The organism is Citrobacter braakii, assembly GCF_009648935.1.
Lineage (GTDB): Bacteria > Pseudomonadota > Gammaproteobacteria > Enterobacterales > Enterobacteriaceae > Citrobacter > Citrobacter braakii.
Genome location: NZ_CP045771.1, coordinates 2,235,392 through 2,259,702 on the forward strand (window position 1 = coordinate 2,235,392; position 24,311 = coordinate 2,259,702).

At 51.8% G+C, this 24,311-nt stretch carries 17 protein-coding genes, 1 tRNA gene, 3 rRNA genes and 1 other annotated feature; of the genes, 11 read left to right on the top strand and 10 right to left on the bottom strand.

All coding sequences use genetic code 11. The annotated features are described in order from the left end of the window. Window positions 1-75: 75 nt before the first annotated feature. Window positions 76-450 (bottom strand): DUF2799 domain-containing protein, encoded by a 375-nt coding sequence (locus GFC06_RS10350; RefSeq protein ID WP_016154068.1) that lies wholly within the window; start codon window positions 448-450, stop codon window positions 76-78. A 215-nt stretch (window positions 451-665) separates the two neighbouring features. On the opposite strand from GFC06_RS10350, the gene aroF reads away from it, so the two are divergent. Together aroF and tyrA are read left to right on the top strand one after the other, a co-directional pair. Continuing rightward, a complete protein-coding gene (gene aroF, locus GFC06_RS10355) occupies window positions 666-1,736 on the top strand; it encodes a 3-deoxy-7-phosphoheptulonate synthase AroF (protein WP_016154067.1) in 1,071 nt (356 codons plus the stop codon). A gap of 10 nt (window positions 1,737-1,746) precedes the next feature. Beyond that, window positions 1,747-2,868, top strand: a complete 1,122-nt coding sequence (gene tyrA, locus GFC06_RS10360) for a bifunctional chorismate mutase/prephenate dehydrogenase (RefSeq protein WP_016154066.1) — start codon at window positions 1,747-1,749, stop codon at window positions 2,866-2,868. A gap of 99 nt (window positions 2,869-2,967) precedes the next feature. Here the strand turns inward: tyrA and pheA are convergent, their stop codons facing one another. The 4 genes from pheA to bamD form a co-directional block, all read right to left on the bottom strand. Continuing rightward, the gene (gene pheA / locus GFC06_RS10365) at window positions 2,968-4,128 is read right to left on the bottom strand and encodes a bifunctional chorismate mutase/prephenate dehydratase (protein ID WP_047499527.1); all 1,161 of its coding nucleotides are present in this window, start codon (window positions 4,126-4,128) and stop codon (window positions 2,968-2,970) included. Between the two features lie 22 nt (window positions 4,129-4,150). Continuing rightward, window positions 4,151-4,276: a sequence feature (Phe leader region), on the bottom strand. After that, the gene (gene pheL / locus GFC06_RS10370; RefSeq protein WP_100250063.1) at window positions 4,228-4,275 is read right to left on the bottom strand and encodes a pheA operon leader peptide PheL; all 48 of its coding nucleotides are present in this window, start codon (window positions 4,273-4,275) and stop codon (window positions 4,228-4,230) included. It overlaps the preceding feature by 48 nt. Before the next feature lie 102 nt (window positions 4,277-4,378). Further along, window positions 4,379-4,717, bottom strand: a complete 339-nt coding sequence (gene raiA, locus GFC06_RS10375; protein ID WP_003031244.1) for a ribosome-associated translation inhibitor RaiA — start codon at window positions 4,715-4,717, stop codon at window positions 4,379-4,381. Window positions 4,718-4,985: 268 nt separating this feature from the next. After that, the gene (gene bamD / locus GFC06_RS10380; RefSeq protein WP_016154064.1) at window positions 4,986-5,723 is read right to left on the bottom strand and encodes an outer membrane protein assembly factor BamD; all 738 of its coding nucleotides are present in this window, start codon (window positions 5,721-5,723) and stop codon (window positions 4,986-4,988) included. 131 nt (window positions 5,724-5,854) lie between these two features. Here bamD and rluD point away from each other — a divergent pair, with 131 nt between their 5' ends. The 8 genes from rluD to GFC06_RS10420 all read left to right on the top strand — a co-directional run bounded on the left by rluD (window position 5,855) and on the right by GFC06_RS10420 (window position 17,297). Then, complete coding sequence (gene rluD / locus GFC06_RS10385; RefSeq protein WP_153690125.1) at window positions 5,855-6,835, top strand: 23S rRNA pseudouridine(1911/1915/1917) synthase RluD; 981 nt, start codon at window positions 5,855-5,857, stop codon at window positions 6,833-6,835. Further along, a complete protein-coding gene (gene yfiH / locus GFC06_RS10390; protein ID WP_153690126.1) occupies window positions 6,832-7,563 on the top strand; it encodes a purine nucleoside phosphorylase YfiH in 732 nt (243 codons plus the stop codon). The genes rluD and yfiH overlap by 4 nt, the downstream gene beginning before the upstream one ends. Window positions 7,564-7,692: 129 nt before the next feature. Beyond that, entirely contained in the window at window positions 7,693-10,266 is a 2,574-nt protein-coding gene (gene clpB, locus GFC06_RS10395) for an ATP-dependent chaperone ClpB (protein WP_016154061.1), read from the top strand. Window positions 10,267-10,682: 416 nt separating this feature from the next. Then, window positions 10,683-12,224 (top strand): 16S ribosomal RNA (locus GFC06_RS10400). 85 nt (window positions 12,225-12,309) lie between these two features. Continuing rightward, window positions 12,310-12,385 (top strand) — tRNA-Glu (locus GFC06_RS10405). A 219-nt stretch (window positions 12,386-12,604) separates the two neighbouring features. Next, window positions 12,605-15,511, top strand: a 23S ribosomal RNA gene (locus GFC06_RS10410). Window positions 15,512-15,607: 96 nt separating this feature from the next. Beyond that, window positions 15,608-15,723 (top strand): 5S ribosomal RNA (gene rrf, locus GFC06_RS10415). Together the 16S, 23S and 5S rRNA genes with 1 tRNA gene alongside form the textbook arrangement of a ribosomal RNA operon. Window positions 15,724-15,998: 275 nt before the next feature. Then, a complete protein-coding gene (locus tag GFC06_RS10420) occupies window positions 15,999-17,297 on the top strand; it encodes an MFS transporter (RefSeq protein WP_016154060.1) in 1,299 nt (432 codons plus the stop codon). Here the strand turns inward: GFC06_RS10420 and GFC06_RS10425 are convergent. From GFC06_RS10425 to trxC, 5 genes are all read right to left on the bottom strand, one after another. Continuing rightward, entirely contained in the window at window positions 17,294-17,617 is a 324-nt protein-coding gene (locus tag GFC06_RS10425) for a YfiM family lipoprotein (RefSeq protein WP_153690127.1), read from the bottom strand. The two genes, GFC06_RS10420 and GFC06_RS10425, sit on opposite strands and share 4 nt — an antisense overlap. 44 nt (window positions 17,618-17,661) lie before the next feature. Then, window positions 17,662-19,017: a CDP-diacylglycerol--serine O-phosphatidyltransferase gene (gene pssA, locus GFC06_RS10430; RefSeq protein ID WP_003835350.1), complete on the bottom strand. Its 1,356-nt coding sequence runs from the start codon at window positions 19,015-19,017 to the stop codon at window positions 17,662-17,664. Window positions 19,018-19,131: 114 nt separating this feature from the next. Further along, the gene (locus tag GFC06_RS10435) at window positions 19,132-21,792 is read right to left on the bottom strand and encodes a bifunctional acetate--CoA ligase family protein/GNAT family N-acetyltransferase (RefSeq protein ID WP_016157179.1); all 2,661 of its coding nucleotides are present in this window, start codon (window positions 21,790-21,792) and stop codon (window positions 19,132-19,134) included. A gap of 36 nt (window positions 21,793-21,828) precedes the next feature. Further along, entirely contained in the window at window positions 21,829-22,527 is a 699-nt protein-coding gene (gene tapT, locus GFC06_RS10440) for a tRNA-uridine aminocarboxypropyltransferase (protein ID WP_016154057.1), read from the bottom strand. A gap of 69 nt (window positions 22,528-22,596) precedes the next feature. Then, window positions 22,597-23,016 (bottom strand): thioredoxin TrxC, encoded by a 420-nt coding sequence (gene trxC / locus GFC06_RS10445; RefSeq protein WP_003037559.1) that lies wholly within the window; start codon window positions 23,014-23,016, stop codon window positions 22,597-22,599. Between the two features lie 207 nt (window positions 23,017-23,223). Between trxC and GFC06_RS10450 the strand changes: the two genes are divergently transcribed. Further along, the gene (locus GFC06_RS10450; protein ID WP_016157178.1) at window positions 23,224-24,303 is read left to right on the top strand and encodes a tRNA/rRNA methyltransferase; all 1,080 of its coding nucleotides are present in this window, start codon (window positions 23,224-23,226) and stop codon (window positions 24,301-24,303) included. Window positions 24,304-24,311 lie beyond the last annotated feature (8 nt).

Consider the following 24,311-nt stretch of genomic DNA (forward strand, 5'->3'; position numbering starts at 1 on the left):
CCGTCATTATGCCAAGTTGAAAGCTATTAGTAATTTAAGTTAAGTCTTAGTGATTTATAAAATATAAGCTATTGTTTAATTTAATCTTATTGAGGCTGCACCTTCATTTGCTCCTTTTTGCCAGGCACTGTGTAACTGGTCAATATTTTCGACCGTATCACAACTTGGGGGAAAGGTTTTCCCGGTCAAACCTCTGGCGTAAACAAAATCCGGCTGGCAGATTTTACGTTGTCCCTCGGCATAACCCTTAAGATATTCCGTACGATCGACTTCGGGGTCATTGTAGTTGTCGGCAAGAGTTTCATTATCTTTAACGGCATACCCCGAAATGGCATCTTGTATTCCGGCGTCGTACCAGGCGGTTCCCGTCCATGTGGGGGCGTGGGTATAAGGATCTATCTGACATCCGCTAAGAAGTAATAGAAATAGGGTGCTGATGAGTTGCTTCATTGCCTGTACTCCCTCGTTTTTTTAAGCATAGTGGATCTCAATACCGGATGATGTAAATTTTAATGTACACAATGGAGGGCGTATTCTGTCATTAAAGTGCGTGTTGTAAATTAAAATTTACGGTTTGTGGATTGAAATCTTTACCTGTTGTGTTATCGTTATCACCTCCTCGCTGAGGATCAACTATCGCAAACGAGCTAAACAGGATCACCATCATGCAAAAAGACGCGCTGAACAACGTACATATTACCGACGAACAGGTTCTGATGACTCCGGAGCAGCTGAAAGCTGAATTCCCGCTGAGCCAGGCGCAAGAAGCGCAAATCTCCCAGTCGCGTAAAACCATTTCAGATATTATCTCTGGTCGCGATCCGCGCCTGCTGGTGGTATGTGGCCCGTGTTCCATTCACGATCCTGAAATGGCTATTGAGTACGCTCGTCGGTTTAAAGCCCTTGCCGCAGAGGTCAGCGATAGCCTCTACCTGGTGATGCGCGTCTATTTTGAAAAACCCCGTACCACCGTCGGCTGGAAAGGGTTAATTAACGATCCTCATATGGATGGCTCTTTTGATGTTGAAGCCGGCCTGAAAATTGCGCGTCAGCTGCTGCTTGAACTGGTGAATATGGGACTACCGCTGGCAACTGAAGCGCTGGATCCCAATAGCCCGCAATACCTGGGCGATCTGTTTAGCTGGTCTGCAATCGGTGCGCGTACCACGGAATCGCAGACTCACCGCGAAATGGCTTCCGGTCTTTCGATGCCGGTCGGCTTTAAGAACGGTACTGACGGTAGCCTGGCGACCGCCATTAACGCGATGCGCGCGGCGGCACAGTCGCACCGCTTTGTTGGTATTAACCAGGCTGGACAGGTTGCACTGCTGCAAACTCAGGGTAACCCGGACGGTCACGTGATCCTGCGCGGTGGTAAAGCGCCGAACTACAGCCCGGCAGATGTCGCCCAGTGCGAAAAAGAGATGGAGCAGGCGGGACTACGACCTTCTCTGATGGTAGATTGCAGTCATGGTAACTCCAATAAAGATTACCGCCGCCAGCCTGCCGTGGCTGAATCCGTGATTGCACAAATCAAAGATGGCAATCGCTCGATCATTGGCTTGATGATTGAAAGTAATATTCACGAAGGTAACCAGTCTTCTGAACAGCCGCGTAGCGAAATGAAATACGGCGTGTCTGTAACTGATGCCTGCATTAGCTGGGAAATGACGGATGCGCTACTGCGTGAAATTAGCCAGGATTTAAACGGCCAGCTGTCGGCGCGTGTAGCATAAGAGGTTGGTTATGGTTGCTGAATTGACCGCATTACGCGATCAAATTGATGAAGTCGACAAGGCGCTGCTGGGTTTACTGGCACGTCGCCTGGAGCTGGTGGCCGAAGTCGGTGAAGTAAAAAGCCGCTTTGGGCTGCCTATCTACGTGCCGGAACGGGAAGCCTCTATGCTGGCCTCCCGCCGGGCGGAAGCGGAAGCCCTTGGCGTGCCGCCGGACCTGATTGAAGATGTGCTGCGCCGGGTTATGCGCGAGTCTTACTCCAGTGAGAACGACAAAGGATTTAAAACGCTTTGTCCTTCTCTGCGACCGGTGGTGATTGTCGGCGGCGGCGGTCAGATGGGACGTCTGTTCGAAAAAATGCTCACCCTGTCAGGTTATCAGGTACGGATCCTGGAACAGCAGGACTGGGATCGTGCGCCGGAGATCGTCTCTGATGCTGGCATGGTGATCGTCAGTGTGCCGATCCACGTCACTGAGCAGGTGATCGCCAAATTACCGCGTCTGCCGTCCGACTGCATCCTGGTGGATCTGGCTTCGGTGAAAAATGGTCCTTTGCAGGCGATGCTGGCGGCGCACGACGGCCCGGTGGTGGGATTACACCCCATGTTTGGCCCGGACAGCGGCAGTCTGGCAAAGCAGGTTGTCGTCTGGTGTGACGGACGTCAGCCGGAAGCTTATCAGTGGTTTCTGGAACAGATTCAGGTGTGGGGTGCGCGACTGCATCGGATCAGTGCTGTTGAACACGACCAGAACATGGCATTTATTCAGGCATTGCGTCACTTTGCGACCTTTGCTTACGGTCTGCATTTAGCGGAAGAGAATGTTCAACTGGAGCAGTTACTGGCACTCTCTTCGCCGATTTATCGCCTTGAACTGGCGATGGTCGGACGTCTGTTTGCCCAGGATCCGCAGCTCTATGCCGATATCATTATGTCGTCTGAGAGTAACCTTGCGCTGATCAAACGCTACTACCAACGTTTTGGTGAGGCGATCGGTTTACTGGAGCAGGGCGATAAGCAAGCGTTCATCGACAGCTTCCGTAAGGTGGAGCACTGGTTTGGTGATTATGCGAAACGCTTCCAGAACGAAAGCCGTACTTTGTTGCGCCAGGCTAACGATAGTCGCCAATAAATACGCTGCTTGATGGCAACGCTGATGCGTTGTATCAGTCATACAAGGATCGGCTAAAGAATGCCGGATAAGCGTAGCGCCATCCGGCATTGTCAAACGTTAGCTTGGATCGACCGGCACCACATTCTCACTTGGATAGCAGCCAAGTACTTTCATCGAGCGCGTAATCTCACCTAACTCCTTCAATGCTTTTTGCATCTGGGGTGATTCCAGGTTGGCCTGGATATCAAGATAAAACATTTCTTCCCACGGATTGCCGTGAATCGGGCGTGACTCCAGTTTAGTCATAATCAGATTATGGTTGCGCAGTACCAGCAGAGCTTCTACCAGCGCACCGGCTTGTTGTCCTGTCGCCATCAGCAACGTGGTTTTTGCTGGCACTTGATCGGAAACATTGATTGCCTTGCGCGCCAGTACCACGAAGCGGGTGATGTTTTGCGTCTGATTAGCTTCGATATGCTCGAGAACCTGCAAACCGTATAGTACGCCTCCGGCTTCGCTCCCCAGAGCCGCCACGCGCGGTGAGTTAGCCTGCGCAACTTTTTCCATCGCCGCCGAGGTGCTTTCGGTGTACTCAATCTTCCAGTGTGGGTAACGACTCAGGAATTTGCTGCACTGCTGGAATGGCTGCGGATGGCTATATACCGTTTCAATGGTCTCGAGATCTGTCGTGCCGGACACCAGTAGGCAGTGGTCAATCGTGATAGTCATCTCGCCAACGATAGACAGGCTGGTGTGCTGTAGCAGGTCGTAAACGTCGTTAATCCCACCGGAACTGGTGTTTTCAATCGGAACCACTGCGTAGTCAGCTTGTCCGGTTTCGACCTGATTAAAGATATCGGCAAATTTCGCGCAGCCGCTTTCTATAAATTGTTCAAAATGGCGGGCAGCATACTGGCGTGCGGCAAGATGAGAATATGACCCTTTTGGCCCAAGGAAAGCAACGCGTGCTGAGTGCGGGTTAATTTTGTTCAGATGCTGCTGGAGCAGTGCCTGCTGAGTCAGGACGGAGTCTTCGATTATGAGCTGGAACAGGCGAGTGATGTAGTGAGCATCAAGATGATGTGCTTTGCCAAGCTGAATCAGTCGGTCCAACAGATCGCGCTCACGGTCGATATCACGAACTGGACGATGTGAAAGGAGCTTAGCTTTGCCAACTTCTACGGCCAGTCCACGTCGCTCAGCCAGCAGGGCCAGTAATTTTTCATCCAGCGTGCTGATCTTATCGCGCAGCGCCAGCAATGGGTTATCCGATGTCATAGTGTTGCCTTTCTTGTTATCAATAAAAAAGGCCCCCCGTTGTGGGAGGCCTTATTGTTCGTCTTCGCATTCTTTATCACACGACGAAACGCCTCCCATTCAGGGGAAGGTAAAAAAGAATGCGAAGAAGAACGGGACAAGTTTCATGTAATTTTCCTTTGGCTACGTCAGTAAAGTACCCGTACTGTTTTCACCCTGTCAACAAAAAACGCGCCCGGAGGCGCGTTGGCGATACACTCAATGTAAGGGACTACTCTTCTTCTGCTTCGACGAAGTTGGCGTCTTTGACTGAAGTTGTTGCACGACGGGCTTCGCCTTTGTGCTGCACTTTATTGAGCTGCCGTTCCAGCTTGTTGATCAAATCGTTAATTGCGGTGTACATATCCTCGTGTTTTGCGCTGGCGACCAGATGTCCGTTCGGTGTATTGATGGTGGCATCAGCAATGAAACCCTGCGGCTCCTTAGACAGAATGATATGTGGATTAATCAGATGAGTTTGCCATTTTTCGAGTTTGGCGAGACGGTCTGCGACATGCTGGCGAATTGCCGGAGTAATTTCCATTTGTTTACTGGTAATGTTCATTGTCATAAATTTTACCTCTTGTCTTTCCCGTCTTGGTGATTCCAGCATACCGTTCCTAATGTCAAAATGTGTGATATTAATCACATTTTTTTGTCGCTTTTTGTCAAGAAAACCTTTTTGTGAGGCACCGCAGGAACAAGCGATTTTTTACTTGAGGAATACCTGAAAGCAGGCCATATTTGATGAGATGCGTTGTAGCTAAACCGCTTCAGTTGTGACGTTTACGGATAAAAAAACGGCAGCCTTTGGGCTGCCGTTTGCATTCTGAGATAAATCAGGTATTGCTGCTGTTAGCGGCAATGATTTTCGCTACTTTTTCTGCCTGCGCATTCATCTGCATCTGGCGATAAGCATTTTCCATCAACGGCAGGGCATTGCGTGTTGCCTGAGTATCCGGGAAGTCGCGCAGCATGCCTTCCACACGGTTTACCACGGCAACCCATGCACCGCGGGCAGTGTAGTATTCCACAACGGAATATTCATACTTCGCCAGACGGTCTTTCAGGAATACCAGACGTTTGGTGGCGTCAGTGGTGTACTGGCTGTTCGGATAGCCACGTACCAGTTTGGAAAAGTCATTAAACGCAGCTCGGGCATGTTGCGGATCGCGATCGCTGCGATCAACACCAAAGAATCCTTGCAGTGCGCTATCATCCAGCGCCATATTGGTCAGGCCACGCATATACATGACATAATCAATGTTAGGGTGTGTCGGGTTAAGACGAATAAAACGATCGATGGCAGCCTGAGCAAGTGGCAGATCGGCGTTTTTGTAGTAGGCGTAGATGAGATCTAATTGCACCTGCTGAGAATACGGTCCAAATGGATAACGGTTATCCAACGCTTCTAATTGCGTTATTGCCTGTTTCCAGTTACCGTCCTGCAGCTTTTGCTGAGCAGTCGCGTAGATTTCATTTGGCGGATTATCGGGCACCTCTTCCTTTGAACCAGAGCAACCCGCCAAAAACAGGCTCAACGTGGCTGCTGCCACCAGATATTTCATGCGCGTCATGACGTTTTGACTTTCCTCAAAATGTTTTACGGGAGATTCTCTGTTCCTGCTCCCGGTTAAGACCAGCTACAATAGCACACTATATTAAACGGCAAAGCCGTAAAACCCAACGTTAAACGAAGAAGCAGTTTATGGCACAACGAGTAGAACTCACCGCAACAGTCTCCGAAAACCAGCTCGGTCAACGCTTAGATCAGGCTTTGGCCGAATTGTTCCCTGATTATTCGCGATCGCGCATAAAAGAATGGATCCTTGACCAGCGCGTACTGGTAAATGGCAATCTTTGCGATAAACCGAAAGAAAAAGTGTTGGGTGGAGAGCGCGTCTCCATCATTGCAGAAATTGATGAAGAGGTTCGTTTTGAACCTCAGGATATCCCACTGGATATCGTTTATGAAGATGACGATATTCTTGTCATCAACAAACCCCGTGACCTCGTAGTGCATCCGGGCGCCGGTAATCCTGATGGCACGGTATTGAATGCATTACTGCATTACTACCCGCCAATCGCGGATGTTCCACGTGCTGGTATCGTGCACCGTCTGGATAAAGACACGACCGGATTAATGGTGGTGGCAAAAACCGTTCCGGCGCAAACGCGTCTGGTGGAGTCGCTGCAGCTGCGTGAAATTACCCGTGAGTACGAAGCCGTGGCGATTGGTCATATGACGGCAGGCGGAACCGTTGAGGAACCGATTAGCCGCCACCCGACCAAGCGTACGCACATGGCGGTACACCCGATGGGGAAACCGGCGGTGACGCACTATCGCATTATGGAACACTTCCGTGTGCACACGCGTCTGCGGCTGCGTCTGGAAACCGGACGTACGCACCAGATCCGCGTGCACATGGCGCATATCACCCATCCGCTGGTGGGCGATCAGGTCTACGGCGGTCGTCCGCGTCCACCGAAAGGCGCTTCTGACGAATTTATCTCCGTTCTGCGTAAGTTCGATCGTCAGGCGCTGCACGCGACTATGCTGCGTTTATATCACCCAATTTCAGGTATCGAAATGGAATGGCACGCACCGATTCCACAAGATATGGTGCAATTGATTGAAGTGATGCGCGCTGATTTCGAAGAACATAAGGATGATATTGCCTGGTTATGAGTGAGCTAATTGTCCCGCAGTGGCCGATACCGCAAAGTGTTGTGGCGTGTAGTTCTACCCGTATTGGCGGTGTTAGCATGCCGCCTTATGATTCGCTGAATCTGGGCGCCCATTGCGGGGACAACCCGGAGCATGTTGAAGAGAACCGCAAGCGGCTGTTTGCTGCGGGCAATCTGCCGTCAAAGCCAGTCTGGCTGGAGCAGGTCCACGGTAAGGATGTCCTGAAACTGACCGGCGAGCCCTACGCCTCCAAACGTGCGGATGCTTCTTACAGCAATACGCCGGGCACCGTGTGTGCAGTGATGACGGCCGACTGTCTGCCGGTGCTGTTTTGCAATCGCGCTGGAACGGAAGTCGCGGCGGCACATGCGGGTTGGCGCGGATTATGCGCCGGCGTGCTGGAAGAGACGGTGGCGTGTTTTGCCGACAAACCTGAAAACATTATTGCCTGGCTAGGCCCGGCGATTGGCCCGAACGCGTTTGAAGTGGGAGCAGAAGTTCGCGCAGCGTTCATGGCGAAAGATCCGCAAGCGGACCTCGCATTTGTACCGCATGGTGATAAATATCTGGCGAATATTTACCAGCTTGCGCGTCAGCGTCTGGCAAATATCGGAGTAGAGAACATCTACGGTGGCGACCGTTGCACCTTCAGCAAAAGTGAGATGTTCTTCTCTTATCGTCGCGACAATACCACGGGTCGTATGGCAAGTTTTATTTGGCTGATATAACCTAAAGAATCAAGACGATCCGGTACGTGTAATTTTCTTTTCACATAATTCAGGTCATTCACCTTGAATAATTGAGGGATGACCTCATTTAATCTCCAGTAGCAATTTTGACCTGTTATGGGAGGAGTTATGCGTCTGGATCGTCTTACTAATAAATTCCAGCTTGCTCTTGCCGATGCCCAGTCACTCGCATTGGGGCACGACAATCAATTCATCGAACCACTTCATCTAATGAGCGCCTTGCTGAATCAGGAAGGGGGATCGGTACGTCCTTTATTAACGTCTGCTGGCATTAATGCTGGCCAGTTACGTACAGCCATTGACCAGGCGTTGAGCCGGTTGCCGCAGGTAGAAGGTACCGGCGGTGATGTGCAGCCTTCTCAGGATCTGGTGCGTGTACTGAATCTTTGCGACAAGCTGGCGCAAAAACGTGGGGACAACTTTATTTCGTCAGAACTGTTCGTACTGGCGGCGCTTGAGTCACGCGGTACGCTGACCGATTTACTAAAATCAGCAGGTGCGACGACCGCGAATATCACTCAGGCAATTGAACAAATGCGTGGAGGTGAAAGCGTGAATGACCAGGGGGCTGAAGACCAACGTCAGGCCTTGAAAAAATATACCGTCGACCTGACCGAACGTGCCGAGCAGGGCAAACTCGATCCGGTTATCGGGCGTGATGAAGAAATTCGCCGTACCATTCAGGTACTGCAGCGGCGTACTAAAAATAACCCGGTGTTAATCGGCGAACCAGGTGTTGGTAAAACGGCCATCGTTGAAGGGCTGGCCCAACGAATTATCAATGGTGAAGTGCCGGAAGGCTTAAAAGGTCGCCGTGTGCTGGCGCTGGATATGGGTGCGCTGGTGGCTGGGGCCAAATATCGTGGTGAGTTTGAAGAACGCTTAAAAGGCGTGCTGAACGATCTCTCGAAACAGGAAGGCAATGTCATCCTGTTTATTGATGAGCTGCATACTATGGTTGGGGCGGGTAAAGCCGATGGCGCAATGGACGCCGGGAACATGCTGAAACCGGCGCTGGCACGCGGGGAACTGCACTGTGTAGGCGCAACAACGCTTGATGAATATCGCCAGTACATCGAAAAAGATGCGGCGCTGGAACGTCGTTTCCAGAAAGTATTTGTAGCCGAACCTTCAGTAGAAGACACCATCGCGATTCTGCGTGGCCTGAAAGAACGTTATGAGCTGCACCACCATGTGCAGATCACTGACCCGGCGATTGTTGCGGCAGCTACGCTGTCTCACCGCTATATTGCCGATCGTCAGTTGCCGGACAAAGCTATCGACCTTATCGATGAGGCGGCATCCAGCATTCGTATGCAGATTGACTCCAAGCCGGAGGAACTCGACAGACTCGACCGCCGTATTATCCAGCTCAAACTGGAACAGCAGGCATTAATGAAAGAGTCTGATGAGGCGAGTAAAAAACGTCTCGATATGCTCAACGAAGAGCTGGACGATAAAGAGCGCCAGTATTCTGAATTAGAAGAAGAGTGGAAAGCTGAAAAAGCATCCCTTTCGGGAACGCAAACTATCAAGGCTGAGCTGGAGCAGGCGAAAATCGCCATCGAACAGGCGCGTCGTGTCGGCGACCTGGCGCGGATGTCTGAACTGCAGTACGGCAAAATTCCTGAACTGGAAAAACAGCTGGAAGCAGCCACCCAGTCTGAAGGCAAAACCATGCGTCTGCTGCGTAATAAAGTCACGGATGCAGAAATTGCAGAAGTGCTGGCGCGCTGGACCGGGATCCCGGTTGCTCGCATGCTGGAAGGCGAACGGGAAAAACTGTTGCGTATGGAGCAGCAGTTGCACAGCCGCGTGATTGGCCAGAACGAAGCGGTGGAAGCCGTTTCTAACGCCATCCGTCGTAGCCGTGCTGGCTTGTCCGATCCAAATCGCCCGATTGGTTCATTCTTGTTCCTTGGCCCAACCGGTGTCGGTAAAACTGAACTGTGCAAAGCGCTGGCAAACTTTATGTTCGACAGTGACGATGCCATGGTGCGTATCGATATGTCCGAGTTTATGGAGAAACACTCGGTGTCTCGTCTGGTCGGGGCGCCTCCGGGATATGTCGGCTATGAGGAAGGTGGATATCTGACAGAAGCGGTACGTCGCCGTCCTTACTCTGTCATCCTGCTGGATGAAGTGGAGAAAGCGCACCCGGATGTGTTCAATATTCTGTTGCAGGTGCTTGATGATGGTCGTCTGACTGACGGGCAGGGGAGAACGGTCGACTTCCGTAATACGGTTGTCATCATGACCTCGAACCTGGGGTCCGATCTGATTCAGGAACGCTTCGGTGAGCTGGACTACGGCCACATGAAGGATATGGTCCTGGGCGTCGTGAGCCATAATTTCCGCCCGGAATTCATCAACCGTATAGATGAAGTTGTTGTATTCCATCCGTTGGGTGAGCAGCACATTGCTTCTATTGCACAGATCCAACTGCAACGTCTGTACAAACGTCTGGAAGAGCGTGGCTATGAAATCCATATCTCTGACGAGGCGCTTAAACTGCTGAGTGCGAATGGTTACGATCCGGTGTATGGCGCACGTCCACTCAAACGTGCTATCCAGCAACAGATCGAAAACCCGCTGGCGCAGCAAATTCTGTCTGGTGAGCTGATTCCTGGCAAAACGATTCGGCTGGAAGTGAATGACGATCGCATTGTGGCAGTGCAGTAAGTCACAAAACGACAATAAACGAGCCCTGCGGGGCTCGTTTTTGTTTAAAAACAAAGCAAAAATCAATGTGGTGGTTGAAAAGTAGTCGCTTGATAAGTTTTTTGTATTTTTAACTTGTCAGCCTGAAATAACTCCCTATAATGCGCCTCCACTGACACGGAACAACGGATTACAAACCGCCGGGTCAGCGGAGAAAAGCGAAAATAAACGCTTGACTCTGTAGCGGGATGGCGTAATATGCACACCCCGCGCCGCTGAGAAAAAGCGAAGCGGCACTGCTCTTTAACAATTTATCAGACAATCTGTGTGGGCACTCGAAGATACGGATTCTTAACGTCGCAAGACGAAAAATGAATACCAAGTCTCTGAGTGAACACGTAATTCATTACGAAGTTTAATTCACGAGCATCAAACTTAAATTGAAGAGTTTGATCATGGCTCAGATTGAACGCTGGCGGCAGGCCTAACACATGCAAGTCGAACGGTAGCACAGAGGAGCTTGCTCCTTGGGTGACGAGTGGCGGACGGGTGAGTAATGTCTGGGAAACTGCCCGATGGAGGGGGATAACTACTGGAAACGGTAGCTAATACCGCATAACGTCGCAAGACCAAAGAGGGGGACCTTCGCGGCTCTTACCAACGGATGTGCCCAGATACGACTAGCTAGTAGGTGGGGTAACGGCTCACCTAGGCGACGATCCCTAGCTGGTCTGAGAGGATGACCAGCCACACTGGAACTGAGACACGGTCCAGACTCCTACGGGAGGCAGCAGTGGGGAATATTGCACAATGGGCGCAAGCCTGATGCAGCCATGCCGCGTGTATGAAGAAGGCCTTCGGGTTGTAAAGTACTTTCAGCGAGGAGGAAGGTGTTGTGGTTAATAACCGCAGCAATTGACGTTACTCGCAGAAGAAGCACCGGCTAACTCCGTGCCAGCAGCCGCGGTAATACGGAGGGTGCAAGCGTTAATCGGAATTACTGGGCGTAAAGCGCACGCAGGCGGTCTGTCAAGTCGGATGTGAAATCCCCGGGCTCAACCTGGGAACTGCATCCGAAACTGGCAGGCTAGAGTCTTGTAGAGGGGGGTAGAATTCCAGGTGTAGCGGTGAAATGCGTAGAGATCTGGAGGAATACCGGTGGCGAAGGCGGCCCCCTGGACAAAGACTGACGCTCAGGTGCGAAAGCGTGGGGAGCAAACAGGATTAGATACCCTGGTAGTCCACGCCGTAAACGATGTCGACTTGGAGGTTGTGCCCTTGAGGCGTGGCTTCCGGAGCTAACGCGTTAAGTCGACCGCCTGGGGAGTACGGCCGCAAGGTTAAAACTCAAATGAATTGACGGGGGCCCGCACAAGCGGTGGAGCATGTGGTTTAATTCGATGCAACGCGAAGAACCTTACCTACTCTTGACATCCAGAGAACTTAGCAGAGATGCTTTGGTGCCTTCGGGAACTCTGAGACAGGTGCTGCATGGCTGTCGTCAGCTCGTGTTGTGAAATGTTGGGTTAAGTCCCGCAACGAGCGCAACCCTTATCCTTTGTTGCCAGCGGTTCGGCCGGGAACTCAAAGGAGACTGCCAGTGATAAACTGGAGGAAGGTGGGGATGACGTCAAGTCATCATGGCCCTTACGAGTAGGGCTACACACGTGCTACAATGGCATATACAAAGAGAAGCGACCTCGCGAGAGCAAGCGGACCTCATAAAGTATGTCGTAGTCCGGATTGGAGTCTGCAACTCGACTCCATGAAGTCGGAATCGCTAGTAATCGTGGATCAGAATGCCACGGTGAATACGTTCCCGGGCCTTGTACACACCGCCCGTCACACCATGGGAGTGGGTTGCAAAAGAAGTAGGTAGCTTAACCTTCGGGAGGGCGCTTACCACTTTGTGATTCATGACTGGGGTGAAGTCGTAACAAGGTAACCGTAGGGGAACCTGCGGTTGGATCACCTCCTTACCTTAAAGAACCGACCTTTGTAGTGCTCACACAGATTGTCTGATGAAAAGTAAATAGCAAGGCGTCTTGCGATTGAGACTTCAGTGTCCCCTTCGTCTAGAGGCCCAGGACACCGCCCTTTCACGGCGGTAACAGGGGTTCGAATCCCCTAGGGGACGCCACTTGCTGGTATGTGTGAGTGAAAGTCGCCGACCGAAGTATCTCAAAACAGACTTCCGAGTCTCGTTTGAGATATTTGCTCTTTAAAAATCTGGATCAAGCTGAAAATTGAAACGACACACTGTTTCATTTCTCCGTAATAAGAAATGAAAAGCGGTGTGTTCGAGTCTCTCAAATTTTCGCAATACTGAAGTGTTTTACGAAACATCTTCGGGTTGTGAGGTTAAGCGACTAAGCGTACACGGTGGATGCCCTGGCAGTCAGAGGCGATGAAGGACGTGCTAATCTGCGATAAGCGTCGGTAAGGTGATATGAACCGTTATAACCGGCGATTTCCGAATGGGGAAACCCAGTGTGATTCGTCACACTATCATTGCGTGAATACATAGCGTAATGAAGCGAACCGGGGGAACTGAAACATCTAAGTACCCCGAGGAAAAGAAATCAACCGAGATTCCCCCAGTAGCGGCGAGCGAACGGGGAGCAGCCCAGAGTCTGAATCAGCATGTGTGGTAGTGGAACGGTCTGGAAAGTCCGGCGATACAGGGTGATAGCCCCGTACACAAAAGTGCATGTGTTGTGAACTCGAAGAGTAGGGCGGGACACGTGGTATCCTGTCTGAATATGGGGGGACCATCCTCCAAGGCTAAATACTCCTGACTGACCGATAGTGAACCAGTACCGTGAGGGAAAGGCGAAAAGAACCCCGGCGAGGGGAGTGAAAAAGAACCTGAAACCGTGTACGTACAAGCAGTGGGAGCCTCTTTATGGGGTGACTGCGTACCTTTTGTATAATGGGTCAGCGACTTATATTCTGTAGCAAGGTTAACCGAATAGGGGAGCCGAAGGGAAACCGAGTCTTAACTGGGCGTTAAGTTGCAGGGTATAGACCCGAAACCCGGTGATCTAGCCATGGGCAGGTTGAAGGTTGGGTAACACTAACTGGAGGACCGAACCGACTAATGTTGAAAAATTAGCGGATGACTTGTGGCTGGGGGTGAAAGGCCAATCAAACCGGGAGATAGCTGGTTCTCCCCGAAAGCTATTTAGGTAGCGCCTCGTGAATTCATCTTCGGGGGTAGAGCACTGTTTCGGCTAGGGGGTCATCCCGACTTACCAACCCGATGCAAACTGCGAATACCGAAGAATGTTATCACGGGAGACACACGGCGGGTGCTAACGTCCGTCGTGAAGAGGGAAACAACCCAGACCGCCAGCTAAGGTCCCAAAGTCATGGTTAAGTGGGAAACGATGTGGGAAGGCACAGACAGCCAGGATGTTGGCTTAGAAGCAGCCATCATTTAAAGAAAGCGTAATAGCTCACTGGTCGAGTCGGCCTGCGCGGAAGATGTAACGGGGCTAAACCATGCACCGAAGCTGCGGCAGCGACACTATGTGTTGTTGGGTAGGGGAGCGTTCTGTAAGCCGTTGAAGGTGTGCTGTGAGGCATGCTGGAGGTATCAGAAGTGCGAATGCTGACATAAGTAACGATAATGCGGGTGAAAAACCCGCACGCCGGAAGACCAAGGGTTCCTGTCCAACGTTAATCGGGGCAGGGTGAGTCGACCCCTAAGGCGAGGCCGAAAGGCGTAGTCGATGGGAAACAGGTTAATATTCCTGTACTTGGTGTTACTGCGAGGGGGGGACGGAGAAGGCTATGTTAGCCGGGCGACGGTTGTCCCGGTTTAAGCATGTAGGCGGAGATTCCAGGTAAATCCGGAGTCTTGTTAACGCTGAGGTGTGATGACGAGGCACTACGGTGCTGAAGTAACAAATGCCCTGCTTCCAGGAAAAGCCTCTAAGCATCAGGTAACACAAAATCGTACCCCAAACCGACACAGGTGGTCAGGTAGAGAATACCAAGGCGCTTGAGAGAACTCGGGTGAAGGAACTAGGCAAAATGGTGCCGTAACTTCGGGAGAAGGCACGCTGATATGTAGGTGAAGTGATTTACTCATGGAGCTGAAATCAGTCGAAGATACCAGCTGGCTGCAACTGTTTATTAAAAACACAGCACTGTGCAAACACGAAAGTGGACGTATACGGTGTGACGCCTGCCCGGTGCCGGAAGGTTAATTGATGGGGTTATCCGTAAGGAGAAGCTCTTGATCGAAGCCCCGGTAAACGGCGGCCGTAACTATAACGGTCCTAAGGTAGCGAAATTCCTTGTCGGGTAAGTTCCGACCTGCACGAATGGCGTAATGATGGCCAGGCTGTCTCCACCCGAGACTCAGTGAAATTGAACTCGCTGTGAAGATGCAGTGTACCCGCGGCAAGACGGAAAGACCCCGTGAACCTTTACTATAGCTTGACACTGAACACTGGTCCTTGATGTGTAGGATAGGTGGGAGGCTTTGAAGTGTGGACGCCAGTCTGCATGGAGCCAACCTTGAAATACCACCCTTTAATGGCTGGTGTTCTAACGTAGACCCGTAATCCGGGTTGCGGACAGTGTCTGGTGGGTAGTTTGACTGGGGCGGTCTCCTCCTAAAGAGTAACGGAGGAGCACGAAGGTTAGCTAATCCTGGTCGGACATCAGGAGGTTAGTGCAAAGGCATAAGCTAGCTTGACTGCGAGAGTGACGGCTCGAGCAGGTGCGAAAGCAGGTCTTAGTGATCCGGTGGTTCTGAATGGAAGGGCCACCCCTCAACGGAACAAAGGTACTCCGGGGCTAACAGGCTTATATCATCCAAGCCTCCATATCGACGGCGGTGTTTTGCCCCTCAACGTCTGCTCATCACATCCTCAGGCTGAAGCAGGTCCCAAGGGTATGGCTGTTTGCCATCTCAAGTGGGACGCGAGCTGGGTTTAGAACTTCTTGAGACAGTTCGGTCTCTATCTGCTGTGGTCGCTTGTGGATTGCGGGGGGCTGCTCCTAGTACGAGAGGACCGGAGTGGACGCATCACTGGTGTTCGGGTTGTCATGCCAATGGCATTGCCCGGTAGCTAAATACGGAAGAGATAAGTGCTGAAAGCATCTAAGCACGAAACTTGCCCCGAGATGAGTTCTCCCTGACCCTTTAAGGGTCCTGAAGGAACGTTGAAGACGACGACGTTGATAGGTCGGGTGTGTAAGCGTAGCGATACGTTGAGCTAACCGATACTAATGAACCGTGAGGCTTAACCTTACAACGCCGAAGATGTTTTGGCGAAAGAGACATCGAAATTCAGCTTGATTACAGATTACATCGACATGCGAGAAGCGTGTTGATAAACAGAATTTGCCTGGCGGCTGTAGCGCGGTGGTCCCACCTGACCCCATGCCGAACTCAGAAGTGAAACGCCGTAGCGCCGATGGTAGTGTGGGGTCTCCCCATGCGAGAGTAGGGAACTGCCAGGCATCAAACAAGTGAAAAAGCCCATCCTGCCGGATGGGCTTTTTTGCGTCTGCAGGGCAGTCAGAACTGCCGGATGCAGCGTACCATTTTATCCAGCCCACACTATTTCAAACCGATTGTTCTCTTTCTCGAACATATCTGAATCCTTTCTCTGCTAATGAAAACCGTGATCTTTCTCTCATAATAAATTATAACAATTATATAACATTTATTTCACCAAAAAAGACACAACCACCATTGATAAATTAATGCAATCGTTGGCAGGGGTACAATTCTAATGGCTGATAGCAGTGTAACTGAGAACGGGGCGCTGGCAGACGGCGATACTCGGCGTCGTATATGGGCGATTGTCGGAGCATCATCAGGGAATCTGGTCGAATGGTTTGATTTCTATATCTATTCTTTCTGCTCTCTCTATTTTGCTCATATCTTTTTTCCATCAGGAAACACCACCACGCAACTCTTACAAACAGCCGGAGTTTTTGCTGCAGGCTTTCTGATGCGACCGATTGGCGGCTGGCTGTTTGGTCGCATCGCGGATAAGCACGGGCGTAAAAAGTCGATGCTGCTGTCAGTTTGTATGATGTGTATGGGATCGCTGGTGATCGCTTGTCTTCCGGGATATGAAACCATCGGTACCTGGGCTCCTGCTCTATTGCTGCTGGCTAGGTTATTTCAGGGGCTGTCTGTGGGTGGTGAATACGGGACCAGCGCTACCTATATGAGTGAAGTAGCCGTTGAAGGTAAGAAAGGTTTTTATGCTTCCTTCCAGTACGTGACGTTAATCGGCGGGCAGTTACTGGCACTGCTGGTTGTGGTCATATTACAGCAAACGTTAGAAGACTCAGCGCTAAGATCGTGGGGTTGGCGTATTCCATTTGCGTTGGGCGCCGTACTGGCTATTGTTGCGTTATGGCTACGTCGACAGTTGGATGAAACCTCGAAACAGGACGTTCGCGCGCTGAAAGAAGCTGGCTCTCTGAAAGGTCTGTGGCGTAATCGCAAAGCCTTCATCATGGTGCTTGGCTTTACCGCTGCTGGCTCGCTGTGTTTTTACACGTTCACAACCTACATGCAGAAGTACCTGGTTAATACCGCCGGTATGCATGCCAACGTAGCCAGTGGGATTATGACGGCGGCACTGTGTGTGTTTATGCTGGTGCAACCGTTGTTCGGTGCCTTGTCAGATAAAATTGGCCGACGTACTTCAATGCTGTGTTTTGGCGCGTTGGCCGCGATTTTCACCGTCCCCATTCTGACAGCGTTGCAAAGCGTGACGTCTCCGTATATGGCGTTTGCTCTGGTGATGTGTGCCTTGCTGATTGTGAGTTTCTATACGTCAATCAGCGGTATTCTGAAGGCCGAGATGTTCCCGGCACAGGTGCGCGCTCTGGGGGTTGGATTATCTTATGCAGTGGCCAATGCTCTGTTTGGTGGCTCAGCCGAATATGTTGCGTTATCCCTGAAGTCTGTCGGTATGGAAACAACATTCTTCTGGTACGTTACAGCACTGGCAATAGTCGCATTTTTGGTATCGCTGATGCTGCATGGGAAGGGGAAAGGTCTGCGCCTCTAGTGATGTGCCAGTTGCCAGACCGCATAGCCGGTAGACGCACCTGCAACATCCCAGGCGAAGTCTTTCCAGCTCCAGCCGCTCCCAGCGGGACGGCTGTCCCATAACTCTTTTGACGCGCCCAGGCTGACAGAGAACATCAGGCCGATAGCCGCGCTGCGATCGCGGCTGTTGCCCTGATGTTGAGTATATTCGTTTCCAGCTGCGGAGAGCATAGCGGAGGCGATAAAGTGTTGAGCCTTGTCTTGTCCGCTCCAGCGGTCGTTTGCCATGTGGCTGCAGCCAGAAATGGCCAGGATACTGAAAAGAATAAACAAGCGCACCGTTGCCTCCATAGGAAAAACCCCGTCACTGGACGGGGTCTTGGTTACAGAATACGGCTAATTAGTCTGTCGATACGGATACGGCGTAGTCGACGGATGAGCTTACGCACTTTGACTGGATAGTCGGCAATGCTTTGCAGGTCGCGATAGTGCTTAACGACGGTGGTATGCGTGCGAATAAGCTCCAGCTCTTTATCGCGCTGGGGAGTCAGCTCTTGCTTCGGATCGTGGATAAGGATGGCGTTTTCCAGATCCAGACGCCAGGCGCGAGGGTTAAGGTTGTTGCCGGTGAGCAGCATCCATTTATCATCAACCCACATGCCTTTCAGATGATAGGTGTTGTCATCATCTTTCCATAAGCGCACGACCAGTTGGTCGGTATTCACGTAATATTGCAGTCTGCTCAGGAAACGGCGCAGGTTAATTTCATACAGGTAGGGCAGCGCGCCGATGATTTTAAATGGCTCATCTTCTGGAATGAAAAAGTCGTTGGCGGTTTTATCACCGACAATGATCTCGACCTTTTTGCCTTCACGCAGCAGCTGAATGATATTGCGCACCAGTATAGCGGGCAGGTTGAAATAAGGGGTACAGATTGTGAGCTTGTGCTCCGCGCAGGGCATAAGGTGGAAAATGGTCTTATTTAACAGACTGGATTTTCCAAGGCCTACCAGAGGCGTTACCGAAAGCTGTTCATTATCCGCATCACCCTGAAAATGGAATGACGCATCGCGCAGTTCCTGACGGTACAGGCGGATGTCGTTTTTAATTTCCGGGCTTTTAGGGCGATTAATATCATCAAGGCGATTAACGCCGCGACCGTTCATCAGGTTCTGCGTGACCCAATCGAACATGATATCGGCCATTTGAGCATTGCGAATCAACTGATAACGGTCATAGCGATATTTATCATGCTGATGCAGATAAACATCATTCAGGCTGGCCCCGCTATACAGGACGCTGTCATCGATGATAAAGCCTTTAAAATGCAGGACGCCAAGCGCTTCTCGGGTGTTAATCGGAACACCGTAGACAGGAATATCAATACCTGGGTTTTCTTGTGCCATTCGGCAATACCAGTCAGCGTTGGTATTCGATGCTGCAGCACCAATACGTCCGCGCTGGGCTCGGTGCCAGTCGACAAGCACCCGGACATCCAGTTCAGGACGCTGCCGTTTTGCCGCATAGAGCGCGTCGAGTATGCCTTTGCCACCGTCATCCTGTTCCAGGTACAGCGCAATAATGCAGATCCGTCGCGTCGCGCTGGCTATTTTTTCCAGCAGAGTCTCCCTGAAATTAGCGGGAGCATAAAAGAAATCTACATCATCAACTGACTGAGAAATCTTGGGTAGTTGGGCAAGGTGTTGTTGATGTTTATTACGCTTAAATTTTGACAACATCACAGTGCATTTCTTCTCTGTTCATTGAAGGGTCCTCTGTGCTATGCAGACGACATAAGCGGGTAATGATACCACCAGTACCTATTAATGTGGTCAACATTTCCAGTACCTTACTCACGATTCCTCAAATTGGGCCAGATTAAGCGTTAGCCCAACAATTCCCTCTTCGAGTTGGACGTCAACAGCGAACCCGAGTTTCCGGGCCAGGGCGACCATCCCACGATTGTTTGGCATCGTAATACCATTCAAACGTCTAAGTCCGTGATCTCGGGTATATGCAATTAATTTTTCCATCAACCGGCGACCCAGTCCAAGCCCTTTGAGATCTGAACGAACCAGCACGGCGAACTCGGCGTCAATGTTATCAGGATCCGAGATTGCTCGCGTTACGCCGAGGATCTCTTGCTGATTGTTTTTACAGCGTACCGCAACAAAGGCCATTTCCCGATCGTAGTCGATCTGCGTCATATTGGCTAAATCTTCGTGGGTAAATTCGTTGATCTCACTGAAATAGCGATAATAAAGATCTTCTTTTGTTACCTGAGAAATGAACTGCTGCAGATGAGGTTCATCCTCGGGCAAAATAGGGCGGAACAAGCAACGCTCGCCGTTCTTCAACTCCACCCATTCTTCAAGCTGATGGGGGTAGGGACGTATAGCCAGCCTGCTTTCGTTATCGCCCGTGAAAGGGGCAATGTCCAGCGTGACATCCAGCGCGGTAAATTCACCGGCGGAGGCCAACAGCGGATGAATATCCAGACGCTGAATTTCCGGACAATCGACGATCAGATTGGAGACCTGCACCAGAAGCTGACTTAACCCGGCGATATCCAATGGGCGTAATGCGCTGCGAGCGCGGATCTTTTTATTTTTGATCCCCTGGATCACCAGATAACGCGCCAGATTCATGTTCAATGGCGGCAACGCCACCACGGCTTGCTCTTCTGGTCGCCACTCAACTCCGCCTTCACCAAGCATAATCAACGGGCCAAATACCGGGTCATGTTCAACGACGACGCGCAGCTCCTGAGCGCCAGCGCGATTCGCCATACTTTGTACTAATAAACCGTGAATGCGCGCCTGCGGCCAGGCCATTTTTACCCGATCAAAAATCGCATTGGCTGCCTGCTGCACCTCTGTTGCCGTTCGCAGGTAGAGCATTACCCCCTGAACTTCTGATTTATGCGGGATATCAGGAGAACGTAGCTTTAGCGCCACCGGGTAACCGATTTGCTCCGCGATGTGTACGGCTTCAGCGCTGTCGCTGGCGATCCACGTCGGCAGCGTGTGTAAGCCATAGGCTTGTAAAATCGGCTGCACTTCATGGGTATCCAGCGACGTTGCTCCTTCAGCAATCGCCTGCTGTAACAGATTATGCGCCTCGGCGGTGTTGGTGGTCAGGTAGTCGGGCAGCGCAGGGGTTTCCCGCAGTTGCTTCTGGTTACGCCGGTACTCCACCATATGCATAAACGCGGTGATGGTGCCTTCTGGCGTGCGGTAGGTAGGTAATCCGGCTTCGCTAAACAGTCTACGGGCTTCCTGGGAGGAAAACTCTCCGCACCAGTTGGTCAGCAACGAGACGAACTTACCGCGGGGATGACGTTTTACCGCTTCGATTAACGCTTGTGCGCTTTCTGTTCCCGGGGCGGCTGCGCTGGGTGAGTGAATCACCATCAGTGCGTCGAAATCCTGGCTGGCGAGCAAGATATCCAGCGTCTTAACGTAGTGTTCGCTGCTGGCATCGTCTCGCAGATCCAGCGGGTTGGCGATATCAATATGTTCAGGTAACGCATCGCGTAATTTCTGGCAGGTATCTTCACTCAGTGTCGCCAACTTGCCATTTTTTGACCACAGCTCATCTAATGCCAGTGCGGCAGGCGCGGCCCCATTGCTGATGATCATCAGCCTGTCGCCGCGCAGCGGACGCATGTGGCTTAGGGTTTCTACCGCAGAGAAGAGCTCGTGAGTGTCTTGTACGCGTAATAAACCGGCGCGCTGGATAGCCGCGTCCCACGCAGGGTCCATCCCTGCACTGGTATGCAGTAAACGCTGCGCCGCCGGACTGCGACCGCTCTTAATCACCAGAATGGGTTTATTGCGCGAGGCGCTGCGGGCGGCGGAGACAAAGCGCCGGGCATCACTTAAATGTTCGAGATACAGTAATATCGCGCTGGTTTTACTGTCGCGCGCCAGGTAATCCAGCAGTTCATCAACGTCGATATCCAGGCTGTCGCCCAGCGCGATAAACCAGGAAAAACCCATGTCGCGCTGCTGCGCCCAGTCCAGAATGGTGTTGGAAATCGCCGCTGACTGGGAAATAAATGCCAACTTACCGCGCTTGATGGGGACGGGAGAAAAGCTGGCGTTAAGCCCCTGCCAGGGCGCGAGAAGCCCCAGGCTGTTGGGGCCTAGCAGACGTATGTTGTAGCGTGCGGCGCAGGCCAACAATTCCAGGTGCTGCGATGCGGGAGCTGAAAGAATAATGCAGGTTTTACAGCCTTTCTCGCCAAGCGCTTCGAGTAATGCCAGGTTGCGGCTGGCATTGGTGCACAACACGGCAAGGTCTGGGCTAAAAGGCAGGCTGTTGATATTGGGCCAGGCCAGGACGCCCAACACCGCTTTCCATGCTGGCGTCACTGGTAAAACAGGTCCGTTGAAACCGCCGGCAAGCAGGTTACGCATCATCAGGTAACCTGCGCGATTAGGCTTCATTGACGCCCCAATCACCGCAATGGATTTCGGTCGCAGTAATGCTTCCAGACCACGCTGACTCATATCGGCTTCCTTAATGACACCAGTGACCGAATGATTTTAAACGCTTTCTGGCGAGTCTGCTGTGACGCTTCCCTGATGTTGAGTTTTTCCTGCCAGGTAGCGGGTTTTAAAGCGAGTGAAATGTTCGCTCAACCCCTCCGCGGCTTGCGTATCGCCCGCCAGATCCAACAACGCGATGGCCACTTCGGCAGTACAGTATTGCCCTTCGGCGTGAATGCCACGCAGGTGGTAAGCGGAAAGTCGCGATAAATCAACGGAGATCACCGGCAGGTTATCAAGGTACGGGCTTTTGCGGAACATTTTACGCGCTTCAGGCCAGGTACCATCAAGCATGATAAACAACGGCGGTTTACCGGCTGGTGGCGCGAAAATCACTTCACGCTCTTCGCCCGCATAGGATGCCGGGAATACAACCATCGGCTGATAATCCGGATTTTTCACCAGTTCGAGCAGCGCCTGTGGCGGTTCGGTGCGTGACCACTGAAAAGCCGTGGTATCGGGCAAAATATCGGCAATCAAACGTCCCGTATTGCTGGGCTTCATCGGCTCGGTATCAAACATCACCAGACAAAAGCGGCTTTTGGCCTCAGACGGCACCAGCGTTGCGCACAAGCAGAGCTTCAGCGGCAGCAGGCAGCGCTGACAGCGGCGAATGCGATTACCTCGGGCAAGGAAAGGGCGCGTGGCGCGCGCGAGGCGCTCAGCGCGTAACTGAAGAACAGCGTTATCGGTCATGGGAGAACACGTTGAAAAACGCTATTGTCGCAGAGGTGAAAACGGGGCACAAGATGCGCCCCGTAGAGATTATAATGATTCGTTAAGCCAGCTATCAAACGGGGCTTTAGGTACGGCGCCATTAAGCATGTCGACGATTTCACCTTTTCTGAAGATCATAATGGTCGGGATGCTGCGGATACCGAAACGGGCGCTGAGTTCTCGCTCGGCTTCTGTATTCACTTTAACAAAACGCACTTTACCGCTACGCTCTTCCGCGACATCTTCAAAAATCGGGGCGAAGTTACGGCATGGACCACACCAGGGGGCCCAAAAATCAACCACCACCGGGAGATCGTCTTTTAACAGTTTATCCAGTGTTTCACCGGTCGCATTGATCACCTCCCCATCAAACAGGTCGTGACCACAGCGTCCGCATTTAGCCGCTTCCTGGACACGATCGTCGGGGATGCGGTTGATAGCCTGGCAGCTGGTACAAACGGTATTCATAACTAACCTCTGGATGAGTGGAGTGGACTTCACGGCAGTAACGCCAGTATGTTTCTATTATGTTACATATTATCGGGGAGTCTGTTCTAAACAACAATGCGTTTTATTCAATGAGTACAATAGTCCTTAGCTTTTAAATGAAATAATGGCTAACGACGTGCACATCGGGTAATCTTCGCGCTTCGCGCAGAGCAGGTGGAGAAAAACATGAGCGACGAACTGAAGAATAAAAACGGCAAGGTCAAAGTGATGTACGTCCGCAGTGACGATGACTCGGACAAACGCACCCAAAATCCACGTACTGGTAAAGGCGGCGGTCGCCCCGGTACTTCCCGAGCCGAAGGCGGTCGTCGCCCTGCCCGTGATGACAGAAAGGGTCCGAACAGCGAACGTGGTCGTGAACGTGGTCGTGGCCGCGATGTAGAACGCGACCGTGGACGTGAAGATTCACCATGGCGTACCGTGTCCCGCGCACCGAATGATGATGCAGCAGACAAAGCCGATCACGGTGGTATCAGCGGCAAAAGCTTTATCGATCCTGAAGTATTACGTCGTCAGCGCGCGGAAGAAACCCGCGTTTACGGTGAGAATGCCTGTCAGGCTCTGTTCCAGAGTCGTCCGGACGCTATTGTTCGCGCCTGGTTTGTTCAGAGCGTAACCCCACGCTTTAAAGAAGCATTACGCTGGATGGCGGCGAACCGCAAAGCCTACCACGTGGTTGACGAAGCCGAGCTGGCGAAAGCCTCCGGCACTGAACACCATGGCGGCGTCTGTTTCCTGATCAAAAAACGTAACGGTACCACTGTTAAGCAGTGGGTTGGTCAGGCCGGGGCGCAGGATTGCGTGCTGGCCCTGGAAGACATTGCTAACCCGCACAACCTGGGCGGCATGATGCGTAGCTGCGCGCACTTCGGTGTGAAAGGCGTGGTGGTACAGGATGCGGCGCTGTTGGAATCAGGTGCGGCTATCCGCACCGCTGAAGGCGGAGCTGAGCACGTTCAGCCGATCACCGGTGACAGTATTGTCGATGTGCTGGACGACTTCCGTAAAGCGGGTTACACGGTAGTGATGACCTCAAGCGTGAAAGGCAAGCCGCTGTTTACTACCACGTTGCCGGAAAAAATGGTGCTGGTATTAGGGCGTGAGCGTGAGGCTCTGCCAGAAGCAGCATGCTCAGCCGACGACCTGTGCGTGGCGATAGACGGTACGGGCAACGTAGAAACGCTCAACGTTTCTGTCGCGACCGGCGTGCTGCTCGCGGAGTGGTGGCGTCAGAACAAAGCCTGATAATAAAA

Excerpts from the sequence above, each read along its gene's own strand:
- GFC06_RS10350 (WP_016154068.1), bottom strand. The coding sequence starts at position 450 with ATGAAGCAACTCATCAGCACCCTATTTCTATTACTTCTTAGCGGATGT.
- aroF (WP_016154067.1), top strand. The coding sequence starts at position 666 with ATGCAAAAAGACGCGCTGAACAACGTACATATTACCGACGAACAGGTT.
- tyrA (WP_016154066.1), top strand. The coding sequence starts at position 1,747 with ATGGTTGCTGAATTGACCGCATTACGCGATCAAATTGATGAAGTCGAC.
- pheA (WP_047499527.1), bottom strand. The coding sequence starts at position 4,128 with ATGACATCGGATAACCCATTGCTGGCGCTGCGCGATAAGATCAGCACG.
- raiA (WP_003031244.1), bottom strand. The coding sequence starts at position 4,717 with ATGACAATGAACATTACCAGTAAACAAATGGAAATTACTCCGGCAATT.
- bamD (WP_016154064.1), bottom strand. The coding sequence starts at position 5,723 with ATGACGCGCATGAAATATCTGGTGGCAGCAGCCACGTTGAGCCTGTTT.
- rluD (WP_153690125.1), top strand. The coding sequence starts at position 5,855 with ATGGCACAACGAGTAGAACTCACCGCAACAGTCTCCGAAAACCAGCTC.
- yfiH (WP_153690126.1), top strand. The coding sequence starts at position 6,832 with ATGAGTGAGCTAATTGTCCCGCAGTGGCCGATACCGCAAAGTGTTGTG.
- clpB (WP_016154061.1), top strand. The coding sequence starts at position 7,693 with ATGCGTCTGGATCGTCTTACTAATAAATTCCAGCTTGCTCTTGCCGAT.
- GFC06_RS10420 (WP_016154060.1), top strand. The coding sequence starts at position 15,999 with ATGGCTGATAGCAGTGTAACTGAGAACGGGGCGCTGGCAGACGGCGAT.
- pssA (WP_003835350.1), bottom strand. The coding sequence starts at position 19,017 with ATGTTGTCAAAATTTAAGCGTAATAAACATCAACAACACCTTGCCCAA.
- GFC06_RS10435 (WP_016157179.1), bottom strand. The coding sequence starts at position 21,792 with ATGAGTCAGCGTGGTCTGGAAGCATTACTGCGACCGAAATCCATTGCG.
- tapT (WP_016154057.1), bottom strand. The coding sequence starts at position 22,527 with ATGACCGATAACGCTGTTCTTCAGTTACGCGCTGAGCGCCTCGCGCGC.
- trxC (WP_003037559.1), bottom strand. The coding sequence starts at position 23,016 with ATGAATACCGTTTGTACCAGCTGCCAGGCTATCAACCGCATCCCCGAC.
- GFC06_RS10450 (WP_016157178.1), top strand. The coding sequence starts at position 23,224 with ATGAGCGACGAACTGAAGAATAAAAACGGCAAGGTCAAAGTGATGTAC.